Raw genomic sequence first — 25,105 nt, forward strand, 5'->3', positions numbered from 1 at the left:
AAATTTTAAAACTTATGTTTGCTTAAATTTCTTATATGGTTTAAGGAAATATTTTTTTACCATATAAGAAATGTAAGGACATTTAAGTCTCAAAAAAAAACATTACAAGTTTGTCAGATTTAAATAACTCATAATTCATAATTTCTTGAAAGCAACTTGCCACAAATACATTCTTAATTTCAAACGTCCTTCAGGAACTTCCCGTGGCGTCATGACCGAAAAAGAAACTTGGTTTATCGTCTTGGAACAGGATGGTAAAAAGGGAATAGGGGAATGTGGAATTCTTCGCGGATTGAGTATTGATGATCGGCCGGATTATGAAGAAAAAATACAATGGACTTGCGACAATATTCATCTTGGTAAAGACCAACTTTGGGAAGCGTTATTAGCCTTTCCATCCATTCAATTTGGAGTAGAAATGGCGTTCCAATCTTTAGTGAGTGAAACTCCTTTTTTACTCTTTCCTTCGGACTTTACAAATGGTACAAAATCGATACTGATAAACGGTTTAGTTTGGATGGGCGAGGAGTTGTTTATGAAGCAACAAATCGAGGAAAAATTAGTTCAGGGTTTTCGATGCATTAAACTTAAAATTGGCGCGATAGATTTCGATAAAGAACTACAATTGTTACGGTTTATTCGAGAGCATTTCACTCCGGAACAAGTCGAAATTCGTGTTGATGCGAATGGTGCTTTTGATGAAAATATAGCTTTAAATAAATTAATTCAACTGTCTGAATTTAAATTACATAGTATTGAGCAGCCGATACAAAAAAATTATACTGACAGGATGGCAGAGCTGTGTAAAGTCACTCCTTTTCCTATTGCTTTAGATGAAGAGCTGATTGGTGTGTTTGCGTTGGCAGAAAAAGAACAATTGTTGGAGAAAATCAAACCGCAATACATTATTTTGAAGCCTAGTTTTGTAGGTGGTTTTCGAGGTACACAAGAATGGATTTTATTGGCTGAAAAGCATAAAATTGGGTGGTGGATTACCTCAGCATTAGAGAGTAATATTGGGCTAAATGCGATTGCACAATGGACCTTTTTACAGTACAATTCCATGCCGCAGGGATTAGGAACCGGAGCATTATATACGAATAATTTTGACTGTCCGCTGGAAGTTTCACAAGGGCAATTGTGGTATAAAAAGGAGTTAGATTGGGCATTTGATTTTGATCTTTTGAAATAGATTATTTCGAAGATTTCTTTTGTTCGCCATCTCCCAATAAAACAGATAACGTCTTTAAACTTGGTGTGCGGTCCGCAATCAGTTTTACGATGCTAATGAACGGAATGAACAATATCATTCCTGCGGCGCCCCATAAAATGCCTCCTACAATTACCACGATGATGATGACAAGTGTGTTTATTTTCAATCGGCTTCCCACTGCAAAAGGAAATATAATATACGCTTCCAATGCTTGAACAATAGAAAATACTAGAATGACGCCTAACGGATACCAAATTGAATTATACGTTATCCAGGAAACTGCAATGGGCAAAAGCGACGATATCATTATTCCAACATAAGGAATGAATGTTAGAATTGAGGCTATAAAACCAAACAAAAATGGGTGTGGCACTCCAATAATTAATAGTCCGACGCTGTTTAATAGCCCAACTATTAAATATACCATCAACATACCTTTTATGAAATTGTAGTAGGCATGAATGGTTTCAACGAGGATTTCATGAATGGTGCTTTTTTTACCTAGAGGAAAAAGTTCATAGAGCGCATTCGATAACATTTGGCGATGATAGAGTATAAGAGCAGAAAAAACAGGAATCATTAATAGAATAAATAATGATTCTGATAGGGAATAGGCGGTGTTGCGTAATATCGAAAATGCTTGTGAACCAGAATTATCGAGCGTATTTTTGATAAATTCTGATTGTTTTTCGACACTGATGTCAAGTCTTTCAAAAAGAAAAACACTCAATTGATTTATGGTATCGGTTAGTTTTGCCCGTAATGATTGCCATTCGTTCAGGAACTCTGAGAATTGTGCAAACAATAAATAAATAACGGATCCAAGGAGAAGTGTTACTCCTAAAATGCAAATAACAATAGCAATACCTTTGTTAATACTTTTTGTTTCCATCCATTTACAAATGGGATACAGAATAAAGCTAATGAGTAATGAAAAGCTTAGCGGAATAAAAAGTGTTTTACCAAAATACAGAATCAAACAGGACAATACTATAAATTGAAGAATTTCTAAAACAGAATACTTTCTGCTGGATTGAAATGGGACGGGTGTTTTAGAAGATTGTATCATACAAACTTGTATTATAACTGTTATTTCTTGCCCTTCTTTAACTTTTATTCTAAATATTAATTGTGATTATAATACTAATTAAAACGAATAGTATTAGTGAAAATTGTTTATTATTTTAATTTTTAACAGTCCAATAATCGCCTGTGGTAATTTATTTGCCCTAAATGATAGGCTAGGTGAATGGTCAAATGTGTGAGCATAAACGCAGTTGAAGTCTTGATTTCAAAAACTAAAAGTGGAAATTCCATTTTTAATTCTTCTTCTGGGATGTTGTTTAGCGCATTGTTAACGACAATAATGGTTTGTTCGATTTTGATTATTAATTCTGCTCTCGGAATATCCTTTTGCGAAAATTCAAGCGCTCTGTTTCTAATGTAGCCAGTTTTACCAAATTCAGCTCCAATATACGTATTAAGATTTCCAACCAAATGCAAACAAAGATTCCCGGCTGAATTAGCTATGCCTTTTTGAATGTGCCAAATTTGATTTTCATTTTGATATAGCTCTATTTCTGTTTTAAGCTGATTTAAATCCCTGTTGAATAGTAATTTTAAAGTTTCAATTAGCATGTTTAGTTTCTTTATACTTCTTCACTGACAATATGGCTTTTTGGTGAATTTTTTTTTGGAAATACCCAGTCCATCCAAATAAATATCCTTTAATTCCAAATGCTTGCTTGGACCATTTCCAGATGTCAAAATCATCTGTATGTTTGATGATCAACCCATCTTTAAACTGAAATTGTGCCCGAATTTTATTTACAACTATTCTATTGGTTTTACTAAAGTTGTAGGTAGCAATCCATCTGGCTGAACCAATATATTCATTAGCTTTTACATCTGAGAATTCTATTTTTGTATTTCCTTTACTTCTTTCGATTAGCATTTCCCACATTTGACAAACATCATTTCCTTTTAATAAGTCAAATATAGGATCACGAAACTTAATGTTTGGATGATAACATTCACACATTGCTGAAGCATCAGCATTTGCAAAAGCAGTGTAGAATTTGATAAGGGTTTTCTCGTTGGGGGTCATATTTCTAGAAAATGAATAGTAAAAATAATATTTTTTTTGTTAAAATTCAGATTTTAAATAGTAATATCAAAAAAATAAATGTGATTTATTTCTAATTTGAAAAACAAGTTGTAATTCATTGATTTATAATCACTTTAAATTTAAAACAAAAAAAGAGGATAGACTTTTAAGTTTCTATCCTCTTTTGTTTTTTATAAAAAGTCTTTTCTTTATTGTTTTGATTTATTTAGCGGCAGGAATAATATCTATTACTACAGTACGATTGTAAAAACGTTCCTCAGGAGTTTTATTTTCAAAAGGAGATTTGTTTTCATTCTCACCAAATCCCAGTACTTCAAATTTCACGTCATTTCTACCAGCTTTAGATAACCCACTTTCAAGAATATTTTTCACATCGTTTGCACGAGCTAGAGATAAATCTTGGTTGTGAACTTCTTCACCAATAATATCTGTGTGACCATGAATAATAACTGTTGCGCCAACAGGAATTTTTGATGTTACTACTTCCATAAGGTATTTTTCATAGATAGCTATCGCTTTCGATTTATTAAATTCATAGATAATGCTGTATCGCATCCCTTCTTCTATTTTTGCAGGTGTCCAGAGGACCATGTGTACCGGAGTTTCCTTCTCTACAATTTTACCGCTTTTAGTTTGGCCAATCATTTTTACTTTATAATCACCTTCAAGTCTGGTACCTAATATTGATTTTCCGGGAATACTTACTTCTTCTTGTGTATAAGGTCCAAAAGCCTGCATTTTTCCTTGTTCATCCGTTATTTGTAATGACCAAGTAGATAAAGCTTCATTCGCTCCTTTATTGTTGAAGGTTACATAACTTTCAGCAGGTGCTTCTTGTAGAGGAACAATTTGTACGGGTTTCAATTGAGCGTCAGGACCACTTTGAAATTCCATTAATAAATCTGGGGAAGTACTTTCGATAGAAACTCTGCGATCCCCTTCACGTAACAATTCTAATTCAAGTGTTGCGCCCGGTTGCTCTGATGGGATATTCGGTTTGTTTTGACCTTTAGTCGTAATTCTGGAAGGATTTATTGCAAATACATTTACCAAATAGGTTTTGATTGATTCGGCCATTACAAGACCGTCTTCAGGACCTTTCTCTGATGACCCTACCAAAGTAATAGTTGACGAAGGATTTTTTTGCATACGATCTCCAAGGATGTTTAAAACATTATAGTAAACAATCATTTGTCTTTTAGAACGATCGGACAGGTTTTTTGGAGCAAATACTTCTAATTGATCTTCCTTGAAGTCTTTCACTTGATTTTTCGTCAATAAAACATAACGACTTGGGATTTCAGTTGATCCAACATTAAAAAACACATAGTTTCTAAGTGGGAATATTTCAGTAATTCTTCTTTCTCCAGGAACATTGCTAGGAGAATTTACAGAAAACTGAACTTCGCGATCTGCTAACATATCTGTAGATTCCTGAATGTTGTGCCCTTGTCCCATTTTAAGTGTAACACCAGCTCTAAGAGTGGTGATGTTCCATGTTTCTGTTGAACGTGGATTTTGGCCAAAATAAGGTTGAAAAGCAACAAAAGGAGACAGTACAAATTGTATTTTATTACTATCTGAAGAAAGCGGAATATCATATCCTGCTCCAATTTGCATAGAAAGAATAGTTTTTTTGACATCGCTTAAATCACCTGTTACAGCAGGAGTAGGGGCCTGATCCGGATAGGCTGGATTAATACCTAATTGATACGTAAATGATTTATCCATGTTGAAAGCCAAACGTGGACCACCATACAGATAAAAATTAGATTTGAAAGGAGCAAAACGTAAGCTTGGTTCTACAGTGATATAACTAATATTAGTCGTTAAATCTGCTGGACAATCGCATGCTGTTTTTACTTGGTCAAAAGTACCTTTACGATTATCATATCCAGCTTGAAGCATTACACCCCATCTTGAATCAGCAGGACGATATTCTAAAAGAGGCGCAATGAATAGCCCAACACCATCACCATCATGAAAAGTGGCCGGAGGAGTAAAAGTGGCATTCAACTGATTAGTAGAACCTCTGTAAAAATTAAAATTAGCTCCACCTGCAACACCAAAGTACCATGAAGGTTTTGTGTATTTAACTGCTATAGTTTGCTGTGCTTGAACTGGAGTTTGAAAACTTAACCATGTCAAAGAGACTAACAAGAGACCTTTGATAGGCAAGTTATTAGGGGACCAAGCTAGGCGTAATCCCTTTTTTAAATTAGTTTGAATGTTCATATTTTTTTATTTTGATTGTTCTTTTTTATTATCCCGTCTTATGACGGGATAAATTGTTTAGATGTAAGTTTATTGAATCTAATACCTAGTTAGCAGGTACGTTAATAGTTGTATTTACCATGGTAACTGAAGCAACTAGAGAAATAGCTCTACCATTCAATACAGTTTGTGCTGCATTTCCAGCTGTGGAGAAAGTAACTCCGGCAGATGCTATAATCGTTCCTGTCATCACACCACCACCAGCACCATTAATGACTGCTTGACTACCTACGTACCAATATACATTTTTAGCTAAAGCACCATTGACCAATTTAACACTTTTAGCGCCTGTTGGTCCTGCAATTCCTACTGTTAAACTAGCTGCTGTTTGAAAAATCCAAACGGCATTAGGATCTCCTTTGGCATCTAAAGTTAAATCACCATTTGATATTTTAAAAGTTCCACTTGCTGATTTATAAATACCTGGGGCTAATACTAAATTTCCCAGTTCACCAGCGCCTGGATCAATTCCTCCTGGTTTTGCGGCTGGAGAAATACTAATATAAGCTGCGTTTGCATCAATTAATCCTTGAGTTGCGATTGCCTCTGATGTTGCATTTCCTGGAGCGGGCGGAGCCGTATATATTCCACCAGTTACAACACCTTTATTTAAAGGCGTTTCTGTATAGACATCACCTGAAAGACCATCATGGAATCCCGTTACTAAAGTAGAAGCAGCAGTAGTTCCGATGCGTCCATTAATTACCGTATTTAAACCTTGATTAGTAATTCCTGCATTTCCTCCAAAAACTCCAAAAAATAAACCACTGGCAGCACCGGGAACAGGAGTAACAATCGCAGCATTTACAGTTGTGAAATTCCAAACATAGTTATTCGCTAATGGAATACCAGTTGAATTTTTAGCACCGGTTGTAATGGTAGCGGTATAAACAAGTCCTGAATTCAGTGGAATTACCGGGCTAAATGAAGCAGTAATACCAGAATAAGTAATTAGACCAGGAATTACTGTTGTACCTTGTTTTAAAGTAAAAGTAGTTGCATTAATAGTCAGAGGATCCATTGCAATACTAAAATTAGCAGTAACAATTTTATTTAAATTAATTCCTATCGCATTATTAATAGGATCTGTCAAAGTTACTGTTGGGGCAATTCCTGTTTTAAATGTCCATATATAATCAGCTTGCAGCGCATTACCCATTACATCTTTAGCACCTGTTGTAATTCTTCCTGTATACGTAGTATTAGGAGAAAGCGGACTTGCTGGAGTCAACGTTGCAGTTGTTCCGCTATAAGCGACAGTACCTGTTATAGCTAAACCTGCTGGGTCAGTAACAATAAAAGTAGCTGCGTTAATAGTTGATGCATTCATCTCTTCATTGAATGTTGCAGAGATTACCTGTGTGAAAGGAATTCCTAAGGCGCCATTAAGCGGAACTGTTGATAACACAACTGGACAAATACCAACGGTCTCTTCAAAATCGTCTTTTGCACAGCCGGAAATTAATGCAATAAACAGTATTGCAAAGGTTAATAGTAAATTTTTAGTTTTCATTTTGTTGATTTTAGGGGATTAAGTATTTTATACAGCAAAGATTGTTTAGTTATCCCCAAAAAGTGTTACACAATTAAAAATTGAAGTTGTGAAATTCACTTGTATAAAACGTTGTGTTTTGTATAAAATATTGATTATTAATTATTTGTGATTTTGTAAATGTTAACAGAATGTTATAATGCTTAATTTATTTTCTTAAAAAGGCAGAAAATTTATTAAAAAGGGAAAAGCGAAATGTATTATAGGAAAAATACCTTCGATACAACGATAATTTTAAAACTTGGTATTCAAAATGATAGCTAAGCGATTAAAATAAAATCAATTTTTAGGATTATGACAAAAAAAATCGAGATATCTGATTCTCGATTTATATATTATTTTTTTTAAGCTAAATGCGCAAAAAATGATTTTGATTAAACACATTTATTATTTTTTCCTTTTTGTTTCAAGTTAAAAATAAATACGGTTAACTCTTTAGTAAATATATCGAGCATCAAAGCAGATTCTTTGATGTAATCTAAGGATTCTTTGAGTTCCTCTTTTGAATTTTCAAGTTGATTGTTTATGAGGTAAGATAGTCCTAAAATATTGGAAATGGGTTGTCTTACTTTATGTGACGTCATAAACATAATTTCTTCTAAACCATTTATATATTCGTTTTGATATTCCTCGGCCTTTTTAAGTTCTAAGTTCGCCTTTATTAACTCAGCAGCATGTTTTTCTTTCTCCTTGTTTTGAAATATAAGCTCACTGTTAGCTATTAGCAATTCGGCGGCACGTTTTTCTTTTTCTTCGTTTTGAAAAGCAAGTTCTCGATTAGCAATAATCAATTCAGATGCTCTTTTTTCCTTTTCATTATTTTGAAAAGCAAGCTCATTATTGGCGATAATTAATTCAGCAGCACGTTTCTCTTTTTCGTCATTCTGAAAGGCAAGTTCCTTATTTGCAATAATTAATTCGGCAGCACGCTTTTCTTTTTCTTTGTTTTGAAAAGCGAGTTCTTTGTTTGCAATAATTAATTCAGCAGCACGTTTTTCTTTCTCTTTATTTTGAAAAGCAAGTTCTTTATTGGCTATAATTAGTTCAGCGGCTCGTTTTTCTTTTTCTGTATTTTGGAAAAGAAGTTCTGTGTTTGCAATAATTAGTTCGGCTGCACGTTCTTCTTTTTCTTTGTTTTGAAAGGCAAGTTCAGTATTGGCAATAATCAGTTCAGCAGCTCGTTTTTCTTTCTCTTCGTTTTGAAAAACAAGTTCCTTATTTGTAATTATTAGCGCTTCCTGTTTTACTTTCGTATTCATTTACTTTCGATTCAAAGTGTTAAGAAAAAAATCATATTAAATCTTTAAAAGCACAAATAACCCTAACTGTGAAAGTCTATTAATTGCTTTGGGATTCAAAGTAGTTAATAGTTTTCAGTCTGATTATTAAAACTAAATTATTCAGTATCAGAATTTAATTTCTAGTTAAAAAGATGGATTTTAAGATTTTAAAGTCTCGGAATGTTTAGTGGCAACATTTGTTATTACAAATTGCAATAGTGTGCCTAATATTTTTTTGAATGGATTATGGGTTGATCCTACTAAAACTTTTTTCGTTAAATAACCCGTTGCCATTCCTAAAATATTATTGATTATGTTCCCTTTTAAAGTAGGAGAGGTAGTCATTTCGATAAAAGCGCTTTTGATAAGATTTAAAGGCTTTATACTTTCATAAGTTAACTCAAATTGTTCCTTCAAAGCATATAATTCTAAAGTCTGTCTGTTCTCTAAACGGATTATAGTTTCATTAAGTAAATCTGTTTGGTTTATCTTTTTCATACTTTTTTTTAAGCAGTTTAGTTATAATGAAGTTACTGATAGGAGTTTTAATCCATTGATCTTTAAAAATATATAGTATAATTGACACTACTAAATAAACACTGGCTACTATAAAAAATCCCCAATAGGGTTTTCCTATTATTTCTCCTAACCATAAGGAGAGTCCAATGTTTATTAATAGAACAAACATAACAGCAACAATAGCTACGGTTAATCTGGAAAGTAAGGAAGATAATACATCCGCTGATTTGTCTATTGCATTTAGCTTAACCAATTCGGCGCTTGTTCTTGTATAGTCTTCAGCTCTTTCAAAAAGCGTTTCTATTGATGCTGTAAAGTTGTCCATAATTTAATTTTTTAAGCGTAATTAAAATTTTAATATTCAAGTGTCTTTTTAGATGCTTGAATTTTTAATTTCATTTTTAGCATCATAAAATTTTGATTTTCCTTCAGCGATTAAATTTTCGCCTTCCTTTTTAGTATCATAAAATTTTGATTTCCCTTCCGCAATTATGTTTTCACCTTCACTCCAAATTTTTTCGTATTTTTTATTTATGGTGCCTAATAATGTATCCAATTTGTCTTTCAACTCATCAGCATAGTCATTACTTTTATCCATAATTTTTTTTCTTGTTTTATCGCCTTTATCTGGAGCTAACATAATTCCTAATATTGCACCAGCTGCAAGACCACCTAAAACTCCTAATATTACTTTATCTGTTTTCATAATTATTCTTTTAATGTTTAAATGCTTATTGTTTTTATAATCTTCTTCCTTGAATAAGTCTCAATAATATAGCTATAACTGCTATAACAAGAAGTATATGTATTATTGATCCTACACTGAATGCGAAGAATCCGATTGCCCAAAAAATGATTAAAATTACTGCGATGGTGTAAAGTAGATTGCTCATGATTTTTATTTTTAATGATTAGTTATTTAAAATTGTTTCAGTAAAGTTAAAAATAAAATAAATCATAAAATACTGTTTTATAGTTAATTATGATGTGTTAAGCGTTTTTTTTTAACTTTATATAAAAACTGTTCTGTTGTTTTTTACAATTGATTATAATGAAAAAGCAGCATAAAAACTCAAGACACTATTTTTTGCATCTGGAGAAGTAAAGTTATTTGCTGAATTATTATCTTTTCCAATTTTAGTTAATCCATAATTATAACGTACTCCAAAACTAATAGGATCAAAATCCAGACCAACACCTCCGGCAAGACCAGCATCAAATCTGTTGAAATCATCAGTGTTAATATTGTCTTCGAAGTTATAACTTCCACTATCTGATTTGTTGGTAGTTTTACCGCTAATTAAATATGCGGCATAAGGACCAGCATGAATATTGAAATTCTTTGTAACATTTACCACAAATAAAAGTGGCACTTCAATATAATCTAATTTAAATTGTGCAGTTCCACTTACTAGTGCGTTATTATAAACTAGTTCCGCTCCTTTTCCAGTATATGAAATTTCAGGTTGAAAAGAGATATTATCTGCAAGAGGTACTTTAGCATAAAGACCCACGTTAAATCCAGTTAGCACATTATTGTCATCCACATTGTCAGTGTATAAGTTAGAGAAGTTTACACCACCTTTTATACCAAATTTTGTTCCGTCTTCCTGTGCTTTAGAGCTATTAAAAGCTATAAAAGTCAAAACTAAAGAAGCGTAAATTAGTGTTTTTGATTTTTTCATTATTTATTTATTAGATTTAATTTATTGTAGATTTTATACTTTACAAAGGTGAGAATGATACAGAAGAAAAGTGTTACAATACTTTTTCTAAAACTTATATTATTCACACCTTTCTGTCATAATGTGTTTTTTATCAAGAGGTTTGTACATAAGAAAAAAAATTTTAACAAAAAAAGACGAGTTAAAAAACTCGTCTTTTTAAAATATTATACTTTAGTATTACTTTTTATTGTCAATCGTAACGTCTCTTAAAGCGTCTCCCAATTCGTTAATGTCATGGGTGTATTCGCGTTTAAAAGACTCCCAATCACTATTTCTGTCATTTTTATAGGTTTCAACTTTAACTTTGAGATCCTTATTTTTTTGTTCCAGCTCCTCCACTTTTTTTACATACATCGCATCAATTGAGTTTCCGGTTTTTTTTATTTTAGCTTTCAAATCAACGATACGCATTTCGTTTTCGTTGACTGTTGTATTTGTTTGGTCTTTGAATGCTTTCCACTCTTCCGCAGTTGCTTCTTTTCTGGCGTCTGTCAATTCCTCTTTTGCATCTTTAACATCTTCTCGAGCTGCAGCTACTTTATCTTGAGCGATTTCTTCTTTTTTAGTAGAAGTCTGACATCCTACCAATACTGTTCCTGCCACAAACGTTGTTAGAGCAAGTGTATAAATTGTTTTTTTCATTTTGTGTTATTCTGATTTGATTTTGAAGGGATAAAAAGGCTTTTCTGTAATTCAAGCTAAAACAATTTAGTTGCGTTAGCGCGTTTTAGTTGCGATAGTAAGCTAGTAATCAATTTTGTAAATAAAATGGATTACATTATAGTGCAATAATTTTAAGTAATTCCTCTTTGGTTTTACCTAATTTTATTTGAAGCTTTTCAATAATTTCTTCTTTTTTGCCTTTTGTGAAAAACAAATCATTTTCAGTCAAAGCAGCAAATTTTTCTTTTAATTTCCTTTTTTGCTCTTCCCAATTTCCTTCTGGTCCATTACCATTCATTGCTATAGTATTTAAGTAATGAAAAAATATTCATTACTTTACAAAGTTGAGAGAATTAGCGTCAAAATGACTTACAGAATTTTAGTGAAGATTTACATTATTCACTGATTGGTTTAGGGCAATAATTTTAAAATAAGCAAAAAGCTAACGGATTACGCTTCATCGTCTAATTCTTTTATTTTTTCAGCCAATTCATTGTATTCTTTTGAAAGTTCAGTAATTTCTCTTTCCGTTTTTATATCGGCGTTTAGTACTGCGTTGCTGGCTGTCTCATGGGATGAAACTAACTCATTCACCTTTAAATGCAGTGAAGCCGAGAATCGGTTAAATGATTTTTGAATAATAAATAAACTTAAAAAAGTAATACCAAAAATGATATCTCCAATGATTTGATGTACGTCCCGGGTTGTAAATAGATTGTTGATCCACCACCAAAGCACCAAACACAAAGCAACAATAAACGTAATGGGATTACCGAGTATGGCTGTTGCAGTTGAGGCAAGTTTTTCAAAAAGTTGCTCTAAATTGCTATATATCTTTGTCATGAAGAAATTATTTTAAGTTCATTTATTAAAAATAAGAATTTAAAGGGATTAAAAGTACTTTTGATAAATCAATATTATTTATTTTATGTTGTGGTGTGATTAGGAGCGTATTCCTTTAATATTGAATTTAATGATTCGTAATAATCATTTAATATTTTAATATTAATTTCAGGATTATTTGTGTCCGGAATTGTTGCTGGCATTTCTGCTAAATATTTTGATAGTTCCGGATATTCATTTCGTATTTTCAAAGTCATTTTTAGGATTGTATCGTTAAGCTCTTCTTCGGTTTCCATGATGTTTTTAGTTGATTTAATTATTTGTTTGAATACAAAAAAAATTAAACTAGAAGAAGTGTCACTCAAATAAAGGATGCTTCTAATAGTTTAATTTTTATGATTTTCTAATAAACTACTTAATTTTCATTAGAAAACCGAGAGTTCCACAAAACTGAAATCTTTTATAGAAGGATTACAGTTCCTAAATCAGTTGTGTTGCCCGTTGTCACTACAATAGTGCTTTTGGTAACTGGGGCTAGAGGCAACACAGGAGTAATAGTTACGTTATATGTCCCTGAAGGAAGCCCCATAACTAAAAATTCTCCACTTGTATTTACGTTTGTGGAATAAGATAAATTTGTAAGAGCATCAACTGCCGTAACTACAGCTAAACTACCAGCGGGAGTAATTTTACCTTTTATATTACCACTTATGGCGGCTTCTATTGTTCTAACTACAGGTTTCAATTTGTATGTTCCATTTCCTGTATTCACAATAGATTTGTTTGCATCAAAATCAAGTAAAACACTATACAATATGCCTTGTTCAAGCGTTTGATGTACTTGGAGTTTTAATCCTGATTGTTCAGCACTTGGAGTACTCAAAGGATAGGTTACATTATCTACAACGACTGTATTGTTCGTTCCTAGTATAAGTCTAATTTGTGCTACTTTAGAAATTTGTAATGTATCAGTCGCAATAAGTGTACTTACACCGTTAGAAAAATCAAGTAGGTTATAAATTCCTTTCTTTACATTCAACGTTACCGTTTGTCCAGCATCTCCAGTTACTTCTACACCAATTAAGTCAATATTTACTTTTTGATATGGGCCTGGAGCATCAGTCATTCTCACAGCATAAGGATAACTTGAGGCTGTTTCATCATTATTATTACATGAAGTCATAATAATTCCAAGTACGATAAAAGATAAAATAGTTTTCATTTTTTTCATTTTCATTTTTTTTAATGGTTAATAAATACTCTTATAGTATTAAGTAAAGATACTTTGTGTTTATAATTAATCTATTACATAACTTTAGGATTAAGTTATAGGATTCACACTTTAATAATAATCTGTATAAGTCATTTCTTATGAATCAGTTTTAATGCTAAATTCAGTAAAACTCTTTTGCCGAATAAATTTATTTTTTGACTGCAGCAGCACTATCTTCAGCCATCTTCATAGCTTTTTTTATTTCTGCTTCATCTTGATTGTCTAATTCTTCCTGTTTTTTATCTTCGGCTTTTTCCTTTTTCTTAAAATAACCTCTCAATAAAAAATTATGTTTTGCAGCTTCCGTAATTTCGGTAAATCCTTTGGTAGTTTCTTGAATGTTTTTCATTGTAGAGTCTACCATTTTACCCATTTTTTTATCTGTAACTAATTTTGATAAAGCTCCATTTCCATTATTCATTTTAGCGGTGAATGAAGAAAATTCATTGGAACTGGTTTCAAGGTTTAAGAGTGATTTTTTTATACTGTTGGCCATTTCTTTATCAGTCATTAATTTTGATAAAGTTCCATTTCCATTGTTCATGTTGTATGTAAATTGAGCAAGTTGTGCAGTAATAATACTGGCGTTATCTACACTTTTTTTAACGCTACTCATCACATCTTCCATGTCTATCGGTATTTTGGAAGCAATTACATCATTGTCTTCAACAATTTTATTAGAGGCAATTCCGGGAGAGATGGTTAATACTTTATCTCCCATTAATCCATCTGAACCAATACTTGCAGTTGCGTCTGTTTTAAGAAACTTTCGTACTTCATCTTTTATCAAAAAAACTACTACCACAGATGAATCAGTTTTTAATTGAATGTCACTTACTGTACCAATATTAATTCCTGCGAAGCGTACATTATTTCCTATTTCAAGGCCACTTACGCTTTTGAAATTAGATTTTAAATTAAATGTTGACCCAAATAAATTTTTCTGTTTTCCTACGAAGTATATTGTAGCGACAAAAAGCACTAATCCGATCATAACAAACATTCCCAATTTCCATTGGAACCCAGATTCTTTATTCATAATTTTTGATTTATTTTTTTGATTTTCTTTTTAAATAAAAAAAGAACGCACCCATTCGTCGTCACTTTTTTCTAATGTTTCATAACTGCCTTCAGCATGAATTACACCCTCTTTTAAAATTACTACTCGGTCTCCGGTATGTTTTGCGCAAGCCATATCATGAGTAATAATAATAGAACTTGTTTTGTTCTTTTTTTGGAGGTCCACTATCAATTCGCTTATTTCTCTGGAAGTAATAGTGTCTAAACCAGTAGTAGGTTCATCATATAATATTATTTCAGGTTTTAAAATAAGCGTTCTTGCAAGTCCAACTCTTTTTCGCATACCACCAGACAATTCTGAAGGCATTTTATCAATGGCTTCAGCTAAACCAACGCTTTCCAATACTTCAACAATTTGGGCTTCTAATTCTTCTTTTGATAAATCTTTTTCATGTCGTCTTAGAGTAAAGCCTAGATTTTCACGAACACTCATCGAATCATATAAAGCTGCATTTTGAAAAAGAAATCCAATTCTTATCCTGATTTCATTGAGCTCAATAGTATCTATTTGGGTTATATCAGTATCAAAGACGTTTATTTCACCCTTATCAGCACGTATTAATCCCACGATGCATTTTATGGTTATTGATTTGCCTGATCCGGACTTGCCTAACACTACTAAATTCTCCCCTCTATTCACAGACAGATTAACTCCTTTTAATACTTCGTTATTCCCAAAGGCTTTATGTAAATCCTTTATTTCAATAATTGGAGCATTTTTAGTACTGGCTTTTTCAGCATCTCTATTTATTATTTCTTGTATCATTTCTAGAAGAATAAATCAGTTATTTGTACCGCAAGCATGTCTATAATAAATATAGTAAGTGATGCAGTTACTACTGCAGAGTTTGCTGCTAAACCAACACTTTCAGTACCATTAGCAGCAGTAAATCCTTTATAGCAGCCTATCATTCCAATAAAAAAACCAAAGAAAAATGTTTTAATTGTTGCTGGTACAATATCTAAAAACGCTAACGATTCAAAAACTTGAGAAGTATAGCGGGTTAGGTTAATCTCACTATGCATATTCACGCCAATATATCCTCCTAACATCCCAATAGCATCTGCAAATATCACTAGAACAGGAACCATAAGTGTAGTGGCTAAAATTCTTGTGACTACTAGGTATTTAAAAGGATTGATAGCCGCTACTTCCATAGCATCAATTTGTTCAGTAACTTTCATTGAACCTAATTCTGCTCCAATGCCTGAGGAAACTTTTCCTGCGCAAATTAAAGCTGTAATTACTGGAGCAATCTCTCGTATTAGAGAAAGTGCAACCATACCAGGCAACCAAGATTCAGCACCAAATTTTGCTAATGTTGGCCTCGATTGAAGTGTCAATACTAATCCCATTATAAAGCCTGTAATTGCAACTAATGGTAACGATTTATATCCAATAATATAACATTGCTTAATAAACTCTCTCATTTCATACGGAGGTTTGAAAACTTCCCGGAAAAACTGTAAGGCAAACAGCGTTGCTTTGCCAATATCGTTAAATATATTTTTTAAATAAATAATCAAAATAGTGTGTTTTAAAGAAATTAATGAATTTTATGTGTTGTGAGAGTAGCTAATTTAATAGCTAAAAGGATTAAAAGGTTATTGCTTCCTTAACATTTTATTTTGTTTAAAATTTATGTTTTCAAGTTAATTCACTGCTTAGTTTTATACTCATTAGACTAAAAGAATTAAATATATTCTTAACACTTTGCAAATAAATACATCCTTTAGATTAATCCAAAACTTAAGAAAAGCATTAATTTTAGTTGCTTCTTTTGAAATTTCCCTGTTTTTTTATTAATTGAATTTTCAATTGATTTTTTTTTAATTTTAAATTGGTGATTATCAATTTTATTCATTCTAATTAAGACATAGTAAAGGTAAAAAGATAGAAAATAAAAAATGTTACATAACTTTTATAATAACTTTCAATTTTCACACATATTTAATTGGATATGAGTGGAATGATTAATAAAAAAGTTAAGATATGGGTTTATTTACAAAGCAATTGGCTGTCTAATTTTGAATTGTTAATTTACGGATGCTTTTATAAATATGAACTGTCAGGACTGGTAATATACTGGCTAATATTGCTACCATCCAAATTTCTCCGGTAATCAATGTCAAGTTCAAAACCAAACGCAGTTGAGGTACAACATAAACAAATAGTAGGAGCCCAGTACAAATAAATAGTGCCATCCACACGAATTTGTTTGTAGTGATTTCATTTATAAATAATTTTGAGTGAACTGAAGACATGTTGAAGACATGAAATAGTTGTGCAAATGCGAGCGTAATAAATGCGATATTATTTACTATTTTTTCATCAGTGGTAATCGCATATCTACAGTACCAAACGGCCACAAAAACGGCTAGCGTTATAGCAGAAGAATATAAAGCGATAATTAACCAGTTTTTATTTGAAATAATACTCTCCTTTGGGTCTCGGGGTGGGTTTTTCATTACCATGTTGTCTCCTTTGCCTAGACCAAGTGCCAATGCAGGAAATACATCGGTTATCATATTTAAGAACAATATTTGTAGTGGGAGTAAAGTGGATGCCGGAGCAAAAATACCTAAAACGGTCACAATAAATATTTCACTCAGATTACAAGAAACGAGGTAAATTACAAATCGCTGTATATTCTGGAAAATAGCCCTGCCTTGAGATACAGCTGCAGTTATAGATTTAAATGAATCATCTTTAAGTATAATACTTGCCGCCTCTTTAGCTACCTGTGTTCCTCTTATTCCCATTGCGATGCCAATATCTGCTTGTTTTAATGCAGGAGCATCGTTTACACCATCTCCTGTCATGGCCACGATATTGCCCTCTTTTTGAAAAATAGCTGCAATTTCTAATTTTTGTTTAGGTGTAGTTCTTGCAAAGATAGCGGTAGATAGAATTTTCTTTTTCCAAACTTTAGTCAGGGAATGCATATTAGATAATTCTTTACCTGTTATTACGGTTTGTTCTTCATCATCTATTAATCCTGTCTTCTTGGCTATATTTAATGCAGTCAGCGGATGATCACCGGTAATCATCACAACTTTAATTCCTGCTTCTCTGCACGATTCAATAGCAGGTTTAATGTCTAATCTTGGAGGATCCAGAAACCCAATTGTTCCTAAAAACACCAAATCATTGAGGTAGTCTTCTTTATTAATTTTAGCTTCTTCCCGATAGGCAAAAGCCAATACGCGAAGTCCTTCTGCGGCCATTTTTTCGGATGTTGCCAATACGGCATTTCTTTCCTTTTGAGTTAATTTTTTTTGGGTTGCTCCAAATTGGATTTCATTACATTTTTTTAATAAATGTTCTACAGAACCCTTTGCTGCAACAAAATAGCCTTTTTTGTTTTTATGCAAAGTTCCCATTATTTTAGTTTCAGAATTAAAGGCTGCTTCTGCTATCCTTGCATATTGCTTTTTTAATTTTTCAACATTTTCTCCAGATGCAGTTGTTAAATTAACTAACGCAATTTCAATAGGATCTCCTATGAATTTCTTTTTTCCTTTGGTAATTTTTTCGATGGCATTATTGCATAAAGAACCTACTAATTTTAATTTTTCAAAATTCTCTATACTTTTTTCAATTTGGCCATTAGTGAAATGCAATTCATTCTTTTCAATATTGACCTTGATTATTTCTTCAGGAAAACTAAAAGTATCTACATAAATTTTATTTTCAGTTAAGGTTCCTGTTTTATCAGTCAAAATTACATTAGTGCTTCCTAATGTTTCTACCGAAGAAAGTTTCTTTACAATAGCATTGCGCTTTGCCATAAGCAACATTCCATATGCCAATGCAACCGTTGATACAATAGGTAAACCTTCCGGGAATGCAGCAACGGCCAGAGCGATTGCGGTTTTAATAATCAACATCCATTCTTTACCTTGCAGTATTCCGGTGATGGCAAATACAAATGTTAAACTTAAAGTTAACCAAATAAGTTTAGTGCCCAAGCTATTCAGCTTCTTGTCTAAAGGAGTTACGGTTTCGCTTGTACTATCCACTAATGATGTAATAATTCCCAACTGGGTGTTTTCTGAAATACCTATAATTATAGCTTTCCCATTTCCATTAATCACAGAAGCCCCTTTAAAGACCATATTAAATTGGTCCCCAATAACAGTATTTTTTGGAAGTTTTTCTGTGTTTTTATCAGTTGGAAGCGACTCACCCGTCAGTGAAGATTCATCACATTGTAACTGATTTAGTTCCACAATACGGCCGTCTCCGGGAATCACATCCCCAGCTTCTAGAATCACAAGATCCCCAGGAACTAAATTTTCAGAAGGAATTTCCTCTGTTTTTCCATCTCGAATGACTTTAGAAAGTATAATATCCATTTCTAGCAATGCTTTCATAGAATTACGAGCTTGTAATTCCATTAAAAAACCTATTAAAGCATTGATAAGAATAACTATTGTAATAGCAATAGCCTCTAAATAATCTTGAAAATATAATGAAACTGTTGCTCCAAAGATTAATAAATAAACAATTGGGCTTTTGAATTGTTGTAATAATATAATCCAAATACTTTTTTGTTTTTTGACTTGATACACATTAAGTCCAAATTCATTAGAACGTTTTTCTGCTTCGGATTTACTGATTCCTTTTATCATGTCAGTTTGAAATAAATCTACTATTTCGTCAATAGTAAAAGTATAGGGATCTTTCAGTGGATATTTAATACTCATTATGATTATTGTTTAAAGGAATTGATACAACCAAGGAAGAACCTAAAATATTTCAGTCTACTATAGAAAAACTACAACTATTATTTTTTAATGAGAAAAACGTCATCCTATAGGATAATTTTAAAAACTATTATTTGCTAAAAAACTGTTGCCTTCAGTGAGAATTAACATCTAAATTTAATTTTAGTTTTTTATTTAAAAGTAATTGTACGAGAAGTAATCCTGTAAGGTATTAAGCATTTTTTTTACTCATAACAATCAAAACAACACCTCCTACAGCGATTACTATACCTATGATTGGAGACCATTGTACAGGATGGTTTACTTCCTTGTTTATTTGGATTGGACCTATGTCAACTACTTTCTCAGTTGTTACGTAATTAAAGCTGTTATAGAGCAACAAAATTATCCCTATTATAATCAATCCGATTCCTATGGTTTTTGTTTTCATTTTTTCATTATTTAAAGTGATTTTGTAAAGATGAAATTAAGCTTTAGAAAAATATTCATTTACAAAAGTATGTTGTTGCTTTTCGGTCATTTTATCGGTGTTTTTAATTTCGATTTTAACTTTTAAAAAGCGCTCATCTTCGCTCAAAAGGTCAAACAGTTCTATTTTTGCATCAGTAGGACCAAACAGAATTATTCGTTTATAATCTTTAATAACTTCACTTATTTTTTTGTAATACTCTAACAGTAGCCCTTTCTCTTTATTTTGGGTTAGATTTTCATTTTTGATTAAACTTTGATTTTTCACTTCATTTGTAAAATTTGATTCAATAGTTTTTATTTCAAAATGCATGGTTGTAAATTCTATAATATACGCAATAGAATGATCCATCCAAATACCTAATTTTTTTGATGCTTTCATAGTTGCTTTTTATGGATCTATATAATTTGGTTATCAACTAGTTATAGTTGGTGTGGTAATCTAAAGTTCGTCTATCTAAATGCTAAAAGAGTTATATAAATTTAGGTAAAAATTATATAATTTACATGTTTCTAAATTAGAAATATATTGTCTAATTCATAAAGAGTAGACAAAATTGTTAACTAAAAAATAAAATTTATGATATAAAAAAGCAATGTTATAAAGTTTGACGTATAAGCAATAATCCACTCACTAAAGGCAGTAATCGCCGTTGAAACCACTAAGGAAACCATCAGTGAAAATGCGATTACCAAAATTAATCCAAAGAAAAACAGTCTTACTTTGAGAATAGAAAAAATTCCTTCTTGTGGTTTTACTTTTACATGCCAAATTAAGTTTAATGTCTTTTGTAATTCTACAAATACACCTGCTGCACGAACAAGCTAAATTATAATGCTAACGATTGATCCCCAAATCGTAGATTTAGACGTTCCGGATTTTTGTAATATTTTATTGATTTGACTGTTGGTTCAGTACCCATAGTCAATTAAATTTGTGCAATAATCTCTTGGTTTACGTTTTTTTTTCAAAAAAATATCTAGTAATAGCGATAATGAGAACTAACAATCCCGGTATACTGAAGATTGCATAATAGGCAATAACAGCGCTTAACCTGAAAGGGTCTTTGTCAATCGATGCATTAAAAGAATGTTTGAATATTTGACTCAAATCTTTTATTTTGAATTGCATATTTTGTTGTTTTTTTCTCTTCTGTTTTTAAAGATTTTTCTAATGTTAATCGTGCCATCAAATAACTCACTGTTGACTCAGCACCTTGATTTAGATTTATATAATCTTCTTCTAATCCATCATAACATCCACCGGTACAAGGATTGTAAATAATCTGATGTAACCGGTTGTTTCCTAAAAACCAATTAAATGCAGTTTCCATTTTTTCGAAGTATTGCTCATTTTCAAAAACAGTACTAAATTTGCTTAAAGCAAGAATAGTATACGCCACATCAATAGGTTGTTCGCCGCCTATAGGACACGGATCCAATTTATTTTCTTTGTCAAGCCATCCTTTATTGGAAATTACCTGAATCCTGTTTTCTATGAAAATTTTAGAAAGAAGAAAGTCAAAAGATATTTTTGCAATTTCTTTATAAATTAATTTCCCCGTCGCTAACCAGGCGCAAAGCATCGCTTCAGGTAAAATACTGTTACCATAAGTAAGATAACTTTCAAACCAGGTCCATTCTTTTTCTGCTTCATGCTTATACATTTGTACTAACCTGTTGGCTAGTTTCTCAATTATAGAAATATTTTGTTCTGAGACTCTTTTTGTATTGTAGTAATATGTCCCTTTGATTATGAATGCCATAGCTCGCGTGGAATGAATTTCAAGCACAGTCAATAAGGCATTTTGCATTATAGCATCAGCATCTTTTGCTAACTCATCAGGTAGAATGGCGCCAATTGAATTTAAATAACCTAAAGCCCAAATTGCTCTTCCATTTGAATCTTCGAGATTTGTAGTATTATTTTGTGTCGTAAAATGGTGCTCCTCATCTACATAATTCAGAAAGTAGCCGTCCGGTTGCAAACAATATTTTATAAAATCGAAATAGATGCGGATGTATTTTAAATCTTCTTTGTCCTTTGTTAATTCATACTGTTGGCATAGGGCTACCATGGCTCTGGCATTGTCATCTAAAGTATATCCCGAATCAATATCCGGTTGATTAATCTTTGAAAATTGAATCATTCCAAAAGAAGTGGTTAGTTTTTTTATATGATCAAGATTGACTTTTGGAAGTTTATAATGCAAGCGGAAGTTTTCTTCAGCAATTGATTCGAATAACAGGGCATGCCCAATTGCTGCATTTTCCCAAGCGGTAGGAGCAATTCTATGCAATCCGTTTAAACCCATATTTTTTCTCAAGTGCGCATCAAGCAATAGCTTATTTGTTTTTTCAGCCAATTGTTTCGGATTGTCAAAATCAATAATAATTCCGACATCATTCTTCAATACTTCACAGGCATGGGGAATAGGAGTTGAAATAATTGGGCAACCACAACTAATAGCATACGAAAAGGTTCCGCTTACTGCTTGATTTGGATCTTTGGAAGTAAAAAGATAAATATCAGTGAGTTGTAAATATTCTAAAAGATCGGGTAAAGGCGAAAATTGATTTATAAAAAGAACATGTTCCTGAAGTTGTAAGTCTTCAATCTTAGCTTGAAGCATCAAACGATATTTTTCGCCTTCTTCTTTTACCACAGACGGATGAGTTTTTCCAATAATTAAAAACAGCACGTCTTTATTCTTTTTTACTATTTCAGGCAATGCTTCTAAAGTAGTTTCTATGCTTTTTCCAGAGCTTAATAATCCAAAAGTCGAAAGTATTTTTTTTCCGCTTAATTTGTATTTAATTTTTAATTCCTCTTTGTCAGAATGAGGAACTAAATGGGTTCCGTGTTGAATTATTGTGATTTTATCTATTGCAATACCATAGTCTTTAACCAATAGCTCTGCGGCAGAATTTGTCATTACTATAATGGAATGTGCTTCTCTTGCTATTTCTTGAACATTTGCTTCCAAAGACGGATTTGGTCCGGGCAATACAGTATGAAAAACTATGATAACAGGTTTTTGAAGTATTTTCAGAAACTGTCTAAAGTCGGCTTCATTATTTCTAAATAGTCCAAATTCATGTTGAATCAACACCAACTGTAAATTAACATCAGTATTAATTTTATTGGCCAAATTGATAAAACCATCCGAATGATCTGTATTGAGAATGTATTTTATAGCATTAGTATAAGCATGTTGCTCATTATTGGATTCCAAAGAACAAATTTTTATTTTAAAAGAATTCTTGAATTTATTATCCAGTGCTTTAATCAAATCTTGGGAATACGTTGCAATACCACATTCTTTCGGTGGATAAGTAGTAATAAATAAGATTTCAGGCAACACATTTTTTTTGTCTGGAAGTAATAGCTCATTCACATAAGTTTTTTTTGGAATACTTACAGATTGGATATTTTGGCGTTTAACGATGATTTTATTAATCATTATTTATAATGTTTAGCATTAGTTCTTTATTTCTGATTGATAGCCTACATGCTCATTTTCGGCGCATTCAAGAATAATACGTCATTTTATCTTGCTTTTTTGTAAAAAAAAATCTACCAAAAAATCTACCTCGAACTGGTTTTGAATAATTGCACCCAACGGATTAATACTTATTTAATAAAAAAATATTTTGATTAAAACATATTGTTCAAAATGAATATAAAGGTCGGTTTTTTATAGGATAAATTTGTTATATAAATTTTTAAATTTGTTATACTATTCACATTTTTAAGCACTTATTTTTTATCCAAACCAGATTTTTAATTATTGGCCATGAAAAAAGGGCTGTTGGTGACAACAGCCCTTAACTAACCAAAAAAAACCCAACCTAATCTTATTGTCTTTAGTAGTTCATTTTCAACTCTACTCTTCTATTTTTTGCACGACCTAAAGCAGTTTTGTTGCTTGCAATTGGTTTGCTTTCGCCATAACCTATGGCTGTCAATCTAGAGGCAGTAATACCTTTTTCCATTAAATAATTTTTAACGGTTTCCGTACGTTTTTGAGATAATTCTAAATTGAACGCATCACTACCATTACTGTCTGCATGTCCTTCGATAACCAAGTTAGAAGCTTGATATTTATTAATTAAGGTTACTAATTCGTCCAATTGAACTAGAGAAGCAACTTTTAATTTTTCACTATTATTTTCGAAGAAAATTTTACTTCCTAAATAGGTGATTCTTTGAACATCTTGTTTTGTAATTTCAGGACACCCTTTATTTTCCATAGTTCCTTTTACAGTAGGACAACGGTCATCCATATCAGCTACACCATCACCATCAGAATCAGGACAGCCATTTAAACTCAATGGACCTGCAACCTCAGGACAACGGTCTAAATCATTTGTTACTCCATCTCTATCATTATCCATTGGACAACCCGTTGCATCAACTTTGGTTCCCATTTTAGTATCTGGACATTTGTCATTAATATCAGCTACACCATCATTATCACCATCAGGACAACCGTTTAATGCAACCGTTCCTGCAACATCTGGACAGCTATCTAAATAATCAGCAACACCATCTTTGTCTTTGTCTAAAGGGCATCCATTTGCATCAACTGAAACACCTGCTGGAGTTCCAGGACAAGTATCATTACGATCCGAAACACCATCATTATCAGCATCTTTTTTGTCTCCTAAATTGAAAGTCAAACCAGCCATGTGTGATAAGTAAGCATCTTTTTTACCTGCGATAACACCATCTCTTCTGTCTTTATTTGAAAAACTGAAAGTTTCTTGTAAGTTAAGCATGATTCCAGGAGTCAACCTGAAATTCAATCCACCCCCTGCAGTAGGTAAAGCGTAATCAATTCTGTCTTGGTCAAAGTTTAAATCTTTGTCAAACAACATAGCACCAACCCCTACAAATGCATAAGGTCTAACTATAGATTCTGGCCCAGTCATGTTAAATCTTAAATTTAATGCTACCGAATTGAAATCACTCTTGAAACTTCCTGAAGGACTATTGTAACCGATTGTTCCTTTTGAAGCCAGAAAATTTAAATCAAAATAACGACCTAAATATCTCGATACTGACAAACCTCCAAAACCATAATATGCTTTATCCGTTTTGTAAAAATTATTACCAAGATCCCCTTGATATTGTGTGATACCACTATGAAGACCGATGTTCCATTTCTTGTCTTCAGTCTGTGCTTTTGAGGCTATTGTAAATGCTAAGCAAGTACAAAGTAGTAGGATTTTTTTCATTTTAATTTATTGTTTTATTAATTAATACAAAGGTGGGTACGATGGAATCGTTTAATGTTATAGAACTTTATGAATAAGTTGCATCATTCCCACATTTTTATTATTGTGTAATT

General features: G+C 32.1%; 25 protein-coding genes. 1 reads left to right on the forward strand and 24 read right to left on the reverse strand.

The annotated features are described in order from the left end of the window. The first annotated feature begins 145 nt into the window (after positions 1–145). A complete protein-coding gene (locus tag ACNQGG_RS13815; protein WP_417964900.1) occupies positions 146–1,192 on the forward strand; it encodes an o-succinylbenzoate synthase in 1,047 nt (348 codons plus the stop codon). A 1-nt stretch (position 1,193) separates the two neighbouring features. Here the strand turns inward: ACNQGG_RS13815 and ACNQGG_RS13820 are convergent, their stop codons facing one another. From ACNQGG_RS13820 to ACNQGG_RS13935, 24 genes are all read right to left on the reverse strand, one after another. Further along, entirely contained in the window at positions 1,194–2,282 is a 1,089-nt protein-coding gene (locus tag ACNQGG_RS13820; protein WP_417964902.1) for an AI-2E family transporter, read from the reverse strand. A 122-nt stretch (positions 2,283–2,404) separates the two neighbouring features. Next, positions 2,405–2,851 carry a DUF1572 family protein gene (locus ACNQGG_RS13825; RefSeq protein ID WP_417964904.1) on the reverse strand — a complete coding sequence of 149 codons (447 nt, stop codon included), beginning with the start codon at positions 2,849–2,851 and terminating at the stop codon, positions 2,405–2,407. After that, positions 2,841–3,320 carry a nuclear transport factor 2 family protein gene (locus ACNQGG_RS13830; protein WP_417964906.1) on the reverse strand — a complete coding sequence of 160 codons (480 nt, stop codon included), beginning with the start codon at positions 3,318–3,320 and terminating at the stop codon, positions 2,841–2,843. The genes ACNQGG_RS13825 and ACNQGG_RS13830 overlap by 11 nt, the downstream gene beginning before the upstream one ends. A 222-nt stretch (positions 3,321–3,542) precedes the next feature. After that, positions 3,543–5,576 (reverse strand): OmpA family protein, encoded by a 2,034-nt coding sequence (locus ACNQGG_RS13835; RefSeq protein ID WP_417964907.1) that lies wholly within the window; start codon positions 5,574–5,576, stop codon positions 3,543–3,545. 85 nt (positions 5,577–5,661) lie between these two features. Further along, positions 5,662–7,128, reverse strand: coding sequence for an ice-binding family protein (locus ACNQGG_RS13840; protein WP_417964909.1), 1,467 nt, complete (start codon positions 7,126–7,128; stop codon positions 5,662–5,664). 413 nt (positions 7,129–7,541) lie between these two features. After that, positions 7,542–8,426: a diguanylate cyclase gene (locus tag ACNQGG_RS13845; protein WP_417964911.1), complete on the reverse strand. Its 885-nt coding sequence runs from the start codon at positions 8,424–8,426 to the stop codon at positions 7,542–7,544. A 180-nt stretch (positions 8,427–8,606) separates the two neighbouring features. Then, complete coding sequence (locus ACNQGG_RS13850; RefSeq protein ID WP_417964913.1) at positions 8,607–8,945, reverse strand: ERF4 family protein; 339 nt, start codon at positions 8,943–8,945, stop codon at positions 8,607–8,609. Then, positions 8,914–9,291, reverse strand: a complete 378-nt coding sequence (locus ACNQGG_RS13855; RefSeq protein ID WP_417964915.1) for a hypothetical protein — start codon at positions 9,289–9,291, stop codon at positions 8,914–8,916. Before ACNQGG_RS13855 ends, ACNQGG_RS13850 begins: the two co-directional genes overlap by 32 nt. A 48-nt stretch (positions 9,292–9,339) precedes the next feature. Further along, positions 9,340–9,672, reverse strand: coding sequence for a YtxH domain-containing protein (locus tag ACNQGG_RS13860; protein WP_417964917.1), 333 nt, complete (start codon positions 9,670–9,672; stop codon positions 9,340–9,342). 34 nt (positions 9,673–9,706) lie between these two features. Continuing rightward, entirely contained in the window at positions 9,707–9,859 is a 153-nt protein-coding gene (locus ACNQGG_RS13865) for a lmo0937 family membrane protein (protein ID WP_417964919.1), read from the reverse strand. A gap of 153 nt (positions 9,860–10,012) precedes the next feature. After that, positions 10,013–10,651 carry a porin family protein gene (locus ACNQGG_RS13870; RefSeq protein WP_417964921.1) on the reverse strand — a complete coding sequence of 213 codons (639 nt, stop codon included), beginning with the start codon at positions 10,649–10,651 and terminating at the stop codon, positions 10,013–10,015. Positions 10,652–10,870: 219 nt separating this feature from the next. Further along, on the reverse strand, positions 10,871–11,335 hold the full coding sequence (locus tag ACNQGG_RS13875) for a sll1863 family stress response protein (protein WP_417964923.1): 465 nt from the start codon (positions 11,333–11,335) through the stop codon (positions 10,871–10,873). A gap of 136 nt (positions 11,336–11,471) precedes the next feature. Continuing rightward, complete coding sequence (locus ACNQGG_RS13880; protein WP_417964925.1) at positions 11,472–11,654, reverse strand: CsbD family protein; 183 nt, start codon at positions 11,652–11,654, stop codon at positions 11,472–11,474. A gap of 152 nt (positions 11,655–11,806) precedes the next feature. After that, positions 11,807–12,199: a low affinity iron permease family protein gene (locus ACNQGG_RS13885; protein WP_417964927.1), complete on the reverse strand. Its 393-nt coding sequence runs from the start codon at positions 12,197–12,199 to the stop codon at positions 11,807–11,809. An 83-nt stretch (positions 12,200–12,282) separates the two neighbouring features. Next, positions 12,283–12,495 carry a hypothetical protein gene (locus tag ACNQGG_RS13890; RefSeq protein ID WP_417964930.1) on the reverse strand — a complete coding sequence of 71 codons (213 nt, stop codon included), beginning with the start codon at positions 12,493–12,495 and terminating at the stop codon, positions 12,283–12,285. Positions 12,496–12,659: 164 nt separating this feature from the next. Further along, complete coding sequence (locus tag ACNQGG_RS13895; protein ID WP_417964932.1) at positions 12,660–13,430, reverse strand: DUF4382 domain-containing protein; 771 nt, start codon at positions 13,428–13,430, stop codon at positions 12,660–12,662. Positions 13,431–13,620: 190 nt separating this feature from the next. Further along, positions 13,621–14,511, reverse strand: coding sequence for an MlaD family protein (locus tag ACNQGG_RS13900; RefSeq protein WP_417964933.1), 891 nt, complete (start codon positions 14,509–14,511; stop codon positions 13,621–13,623). A 30-nt stretch (positions 14,512–14,541) separates the two neighbouring features. Beyond that, positions 14,542–15,318, reverse strand: a complete 777-nt coding sequence (locus ACNQGG_RS13905) for an ABC transporter ATP-binding protein (protein WP_417964935.1) — start codon at positions 15,316–15,318, stop codon at positions 14,542–14,544. 2 nt (positions 15,319–15,320) lie between these two features. Beyond that, positions 15,321–16,079 carry an MlaE family ABC transporter permease gene (locus ACNQGG_RS13910; protein ID WP_417964937.1) on the reverse strand — a complete coding sequence of 253 codons (759 nt, stop codon included), beginning with the start codon at positions 16,077–16,079 and terminating at the stop codon, positions 15,321–15,323. Positions 16,080–16,574: 495 nt separating this feature from the next. Then, the gene (locus ACNQGG_RS13915) at positions 16,575–19,262 is read right to left on the reverse strand and encodes a cation-translocating P-type ATPase (protein WP_417964940.1); all 2,688 of its coding nucleotides are present in this window, start codon (positions 19,260–19,262) and stop codon (positions 16,575–16,577) included. A gap of 232 nt (positions 19,263–19,494) precedes the next feature. Further along, positions 19,495–19,713, reverse strand: coding sequence for a hypothetical protein (locus ACNQGG_RS13920; RefSeq protein WP_417964941.1), 219 nt, complete (start codon positions 19,711–19,713; stop codon positions 19,495–19,497). Between the two features lie 36 nt (positions 19,714–19,749). After that, complete coding sequence (locus ACNQGG_RS13925; RefSeq protein WP_417964943.1) at positions 19,750–20,133, reverse strand: hypothetical protein; 384 nt, start codon at positions 20,131–20,133, stop codon at positions 19,750–19,752. Between the two features lie 700 nt (positions 20,134–20,833). Then, positions 20,834–23,215, reverse strand: coding sequence for a glycosyltransferase (locus tag ACNQGG_RS13930; protein WP_417964945.1), 2,382 nt, complete (start codon positions 23,213–23,215; stop codon positions 20,834–20,836). 403 nt (positions 23,216–23,618) lie between these two features. Next, positions 23,619–24,992, reverse strand: a complete 1,374-nt coding sequence (locus ACNQGG_RS13935; protein ID WP_417964947.1) for an OmpA family protein — start codon at positions 24,990–24,992, stop codon at positions 23,619–23,621. Positions 24,993–25,105 lie beyond the last annotated feature (113 nt).

Origin of the sequence: Flavobacterium esculini, assembly GCF_048284325.1 — a bacterium.
GTDB lineage: Bacteria > Bacteroidota > Bacteroidia > Flavobacteriales > Flavobacteriaceae > Flavobacterium.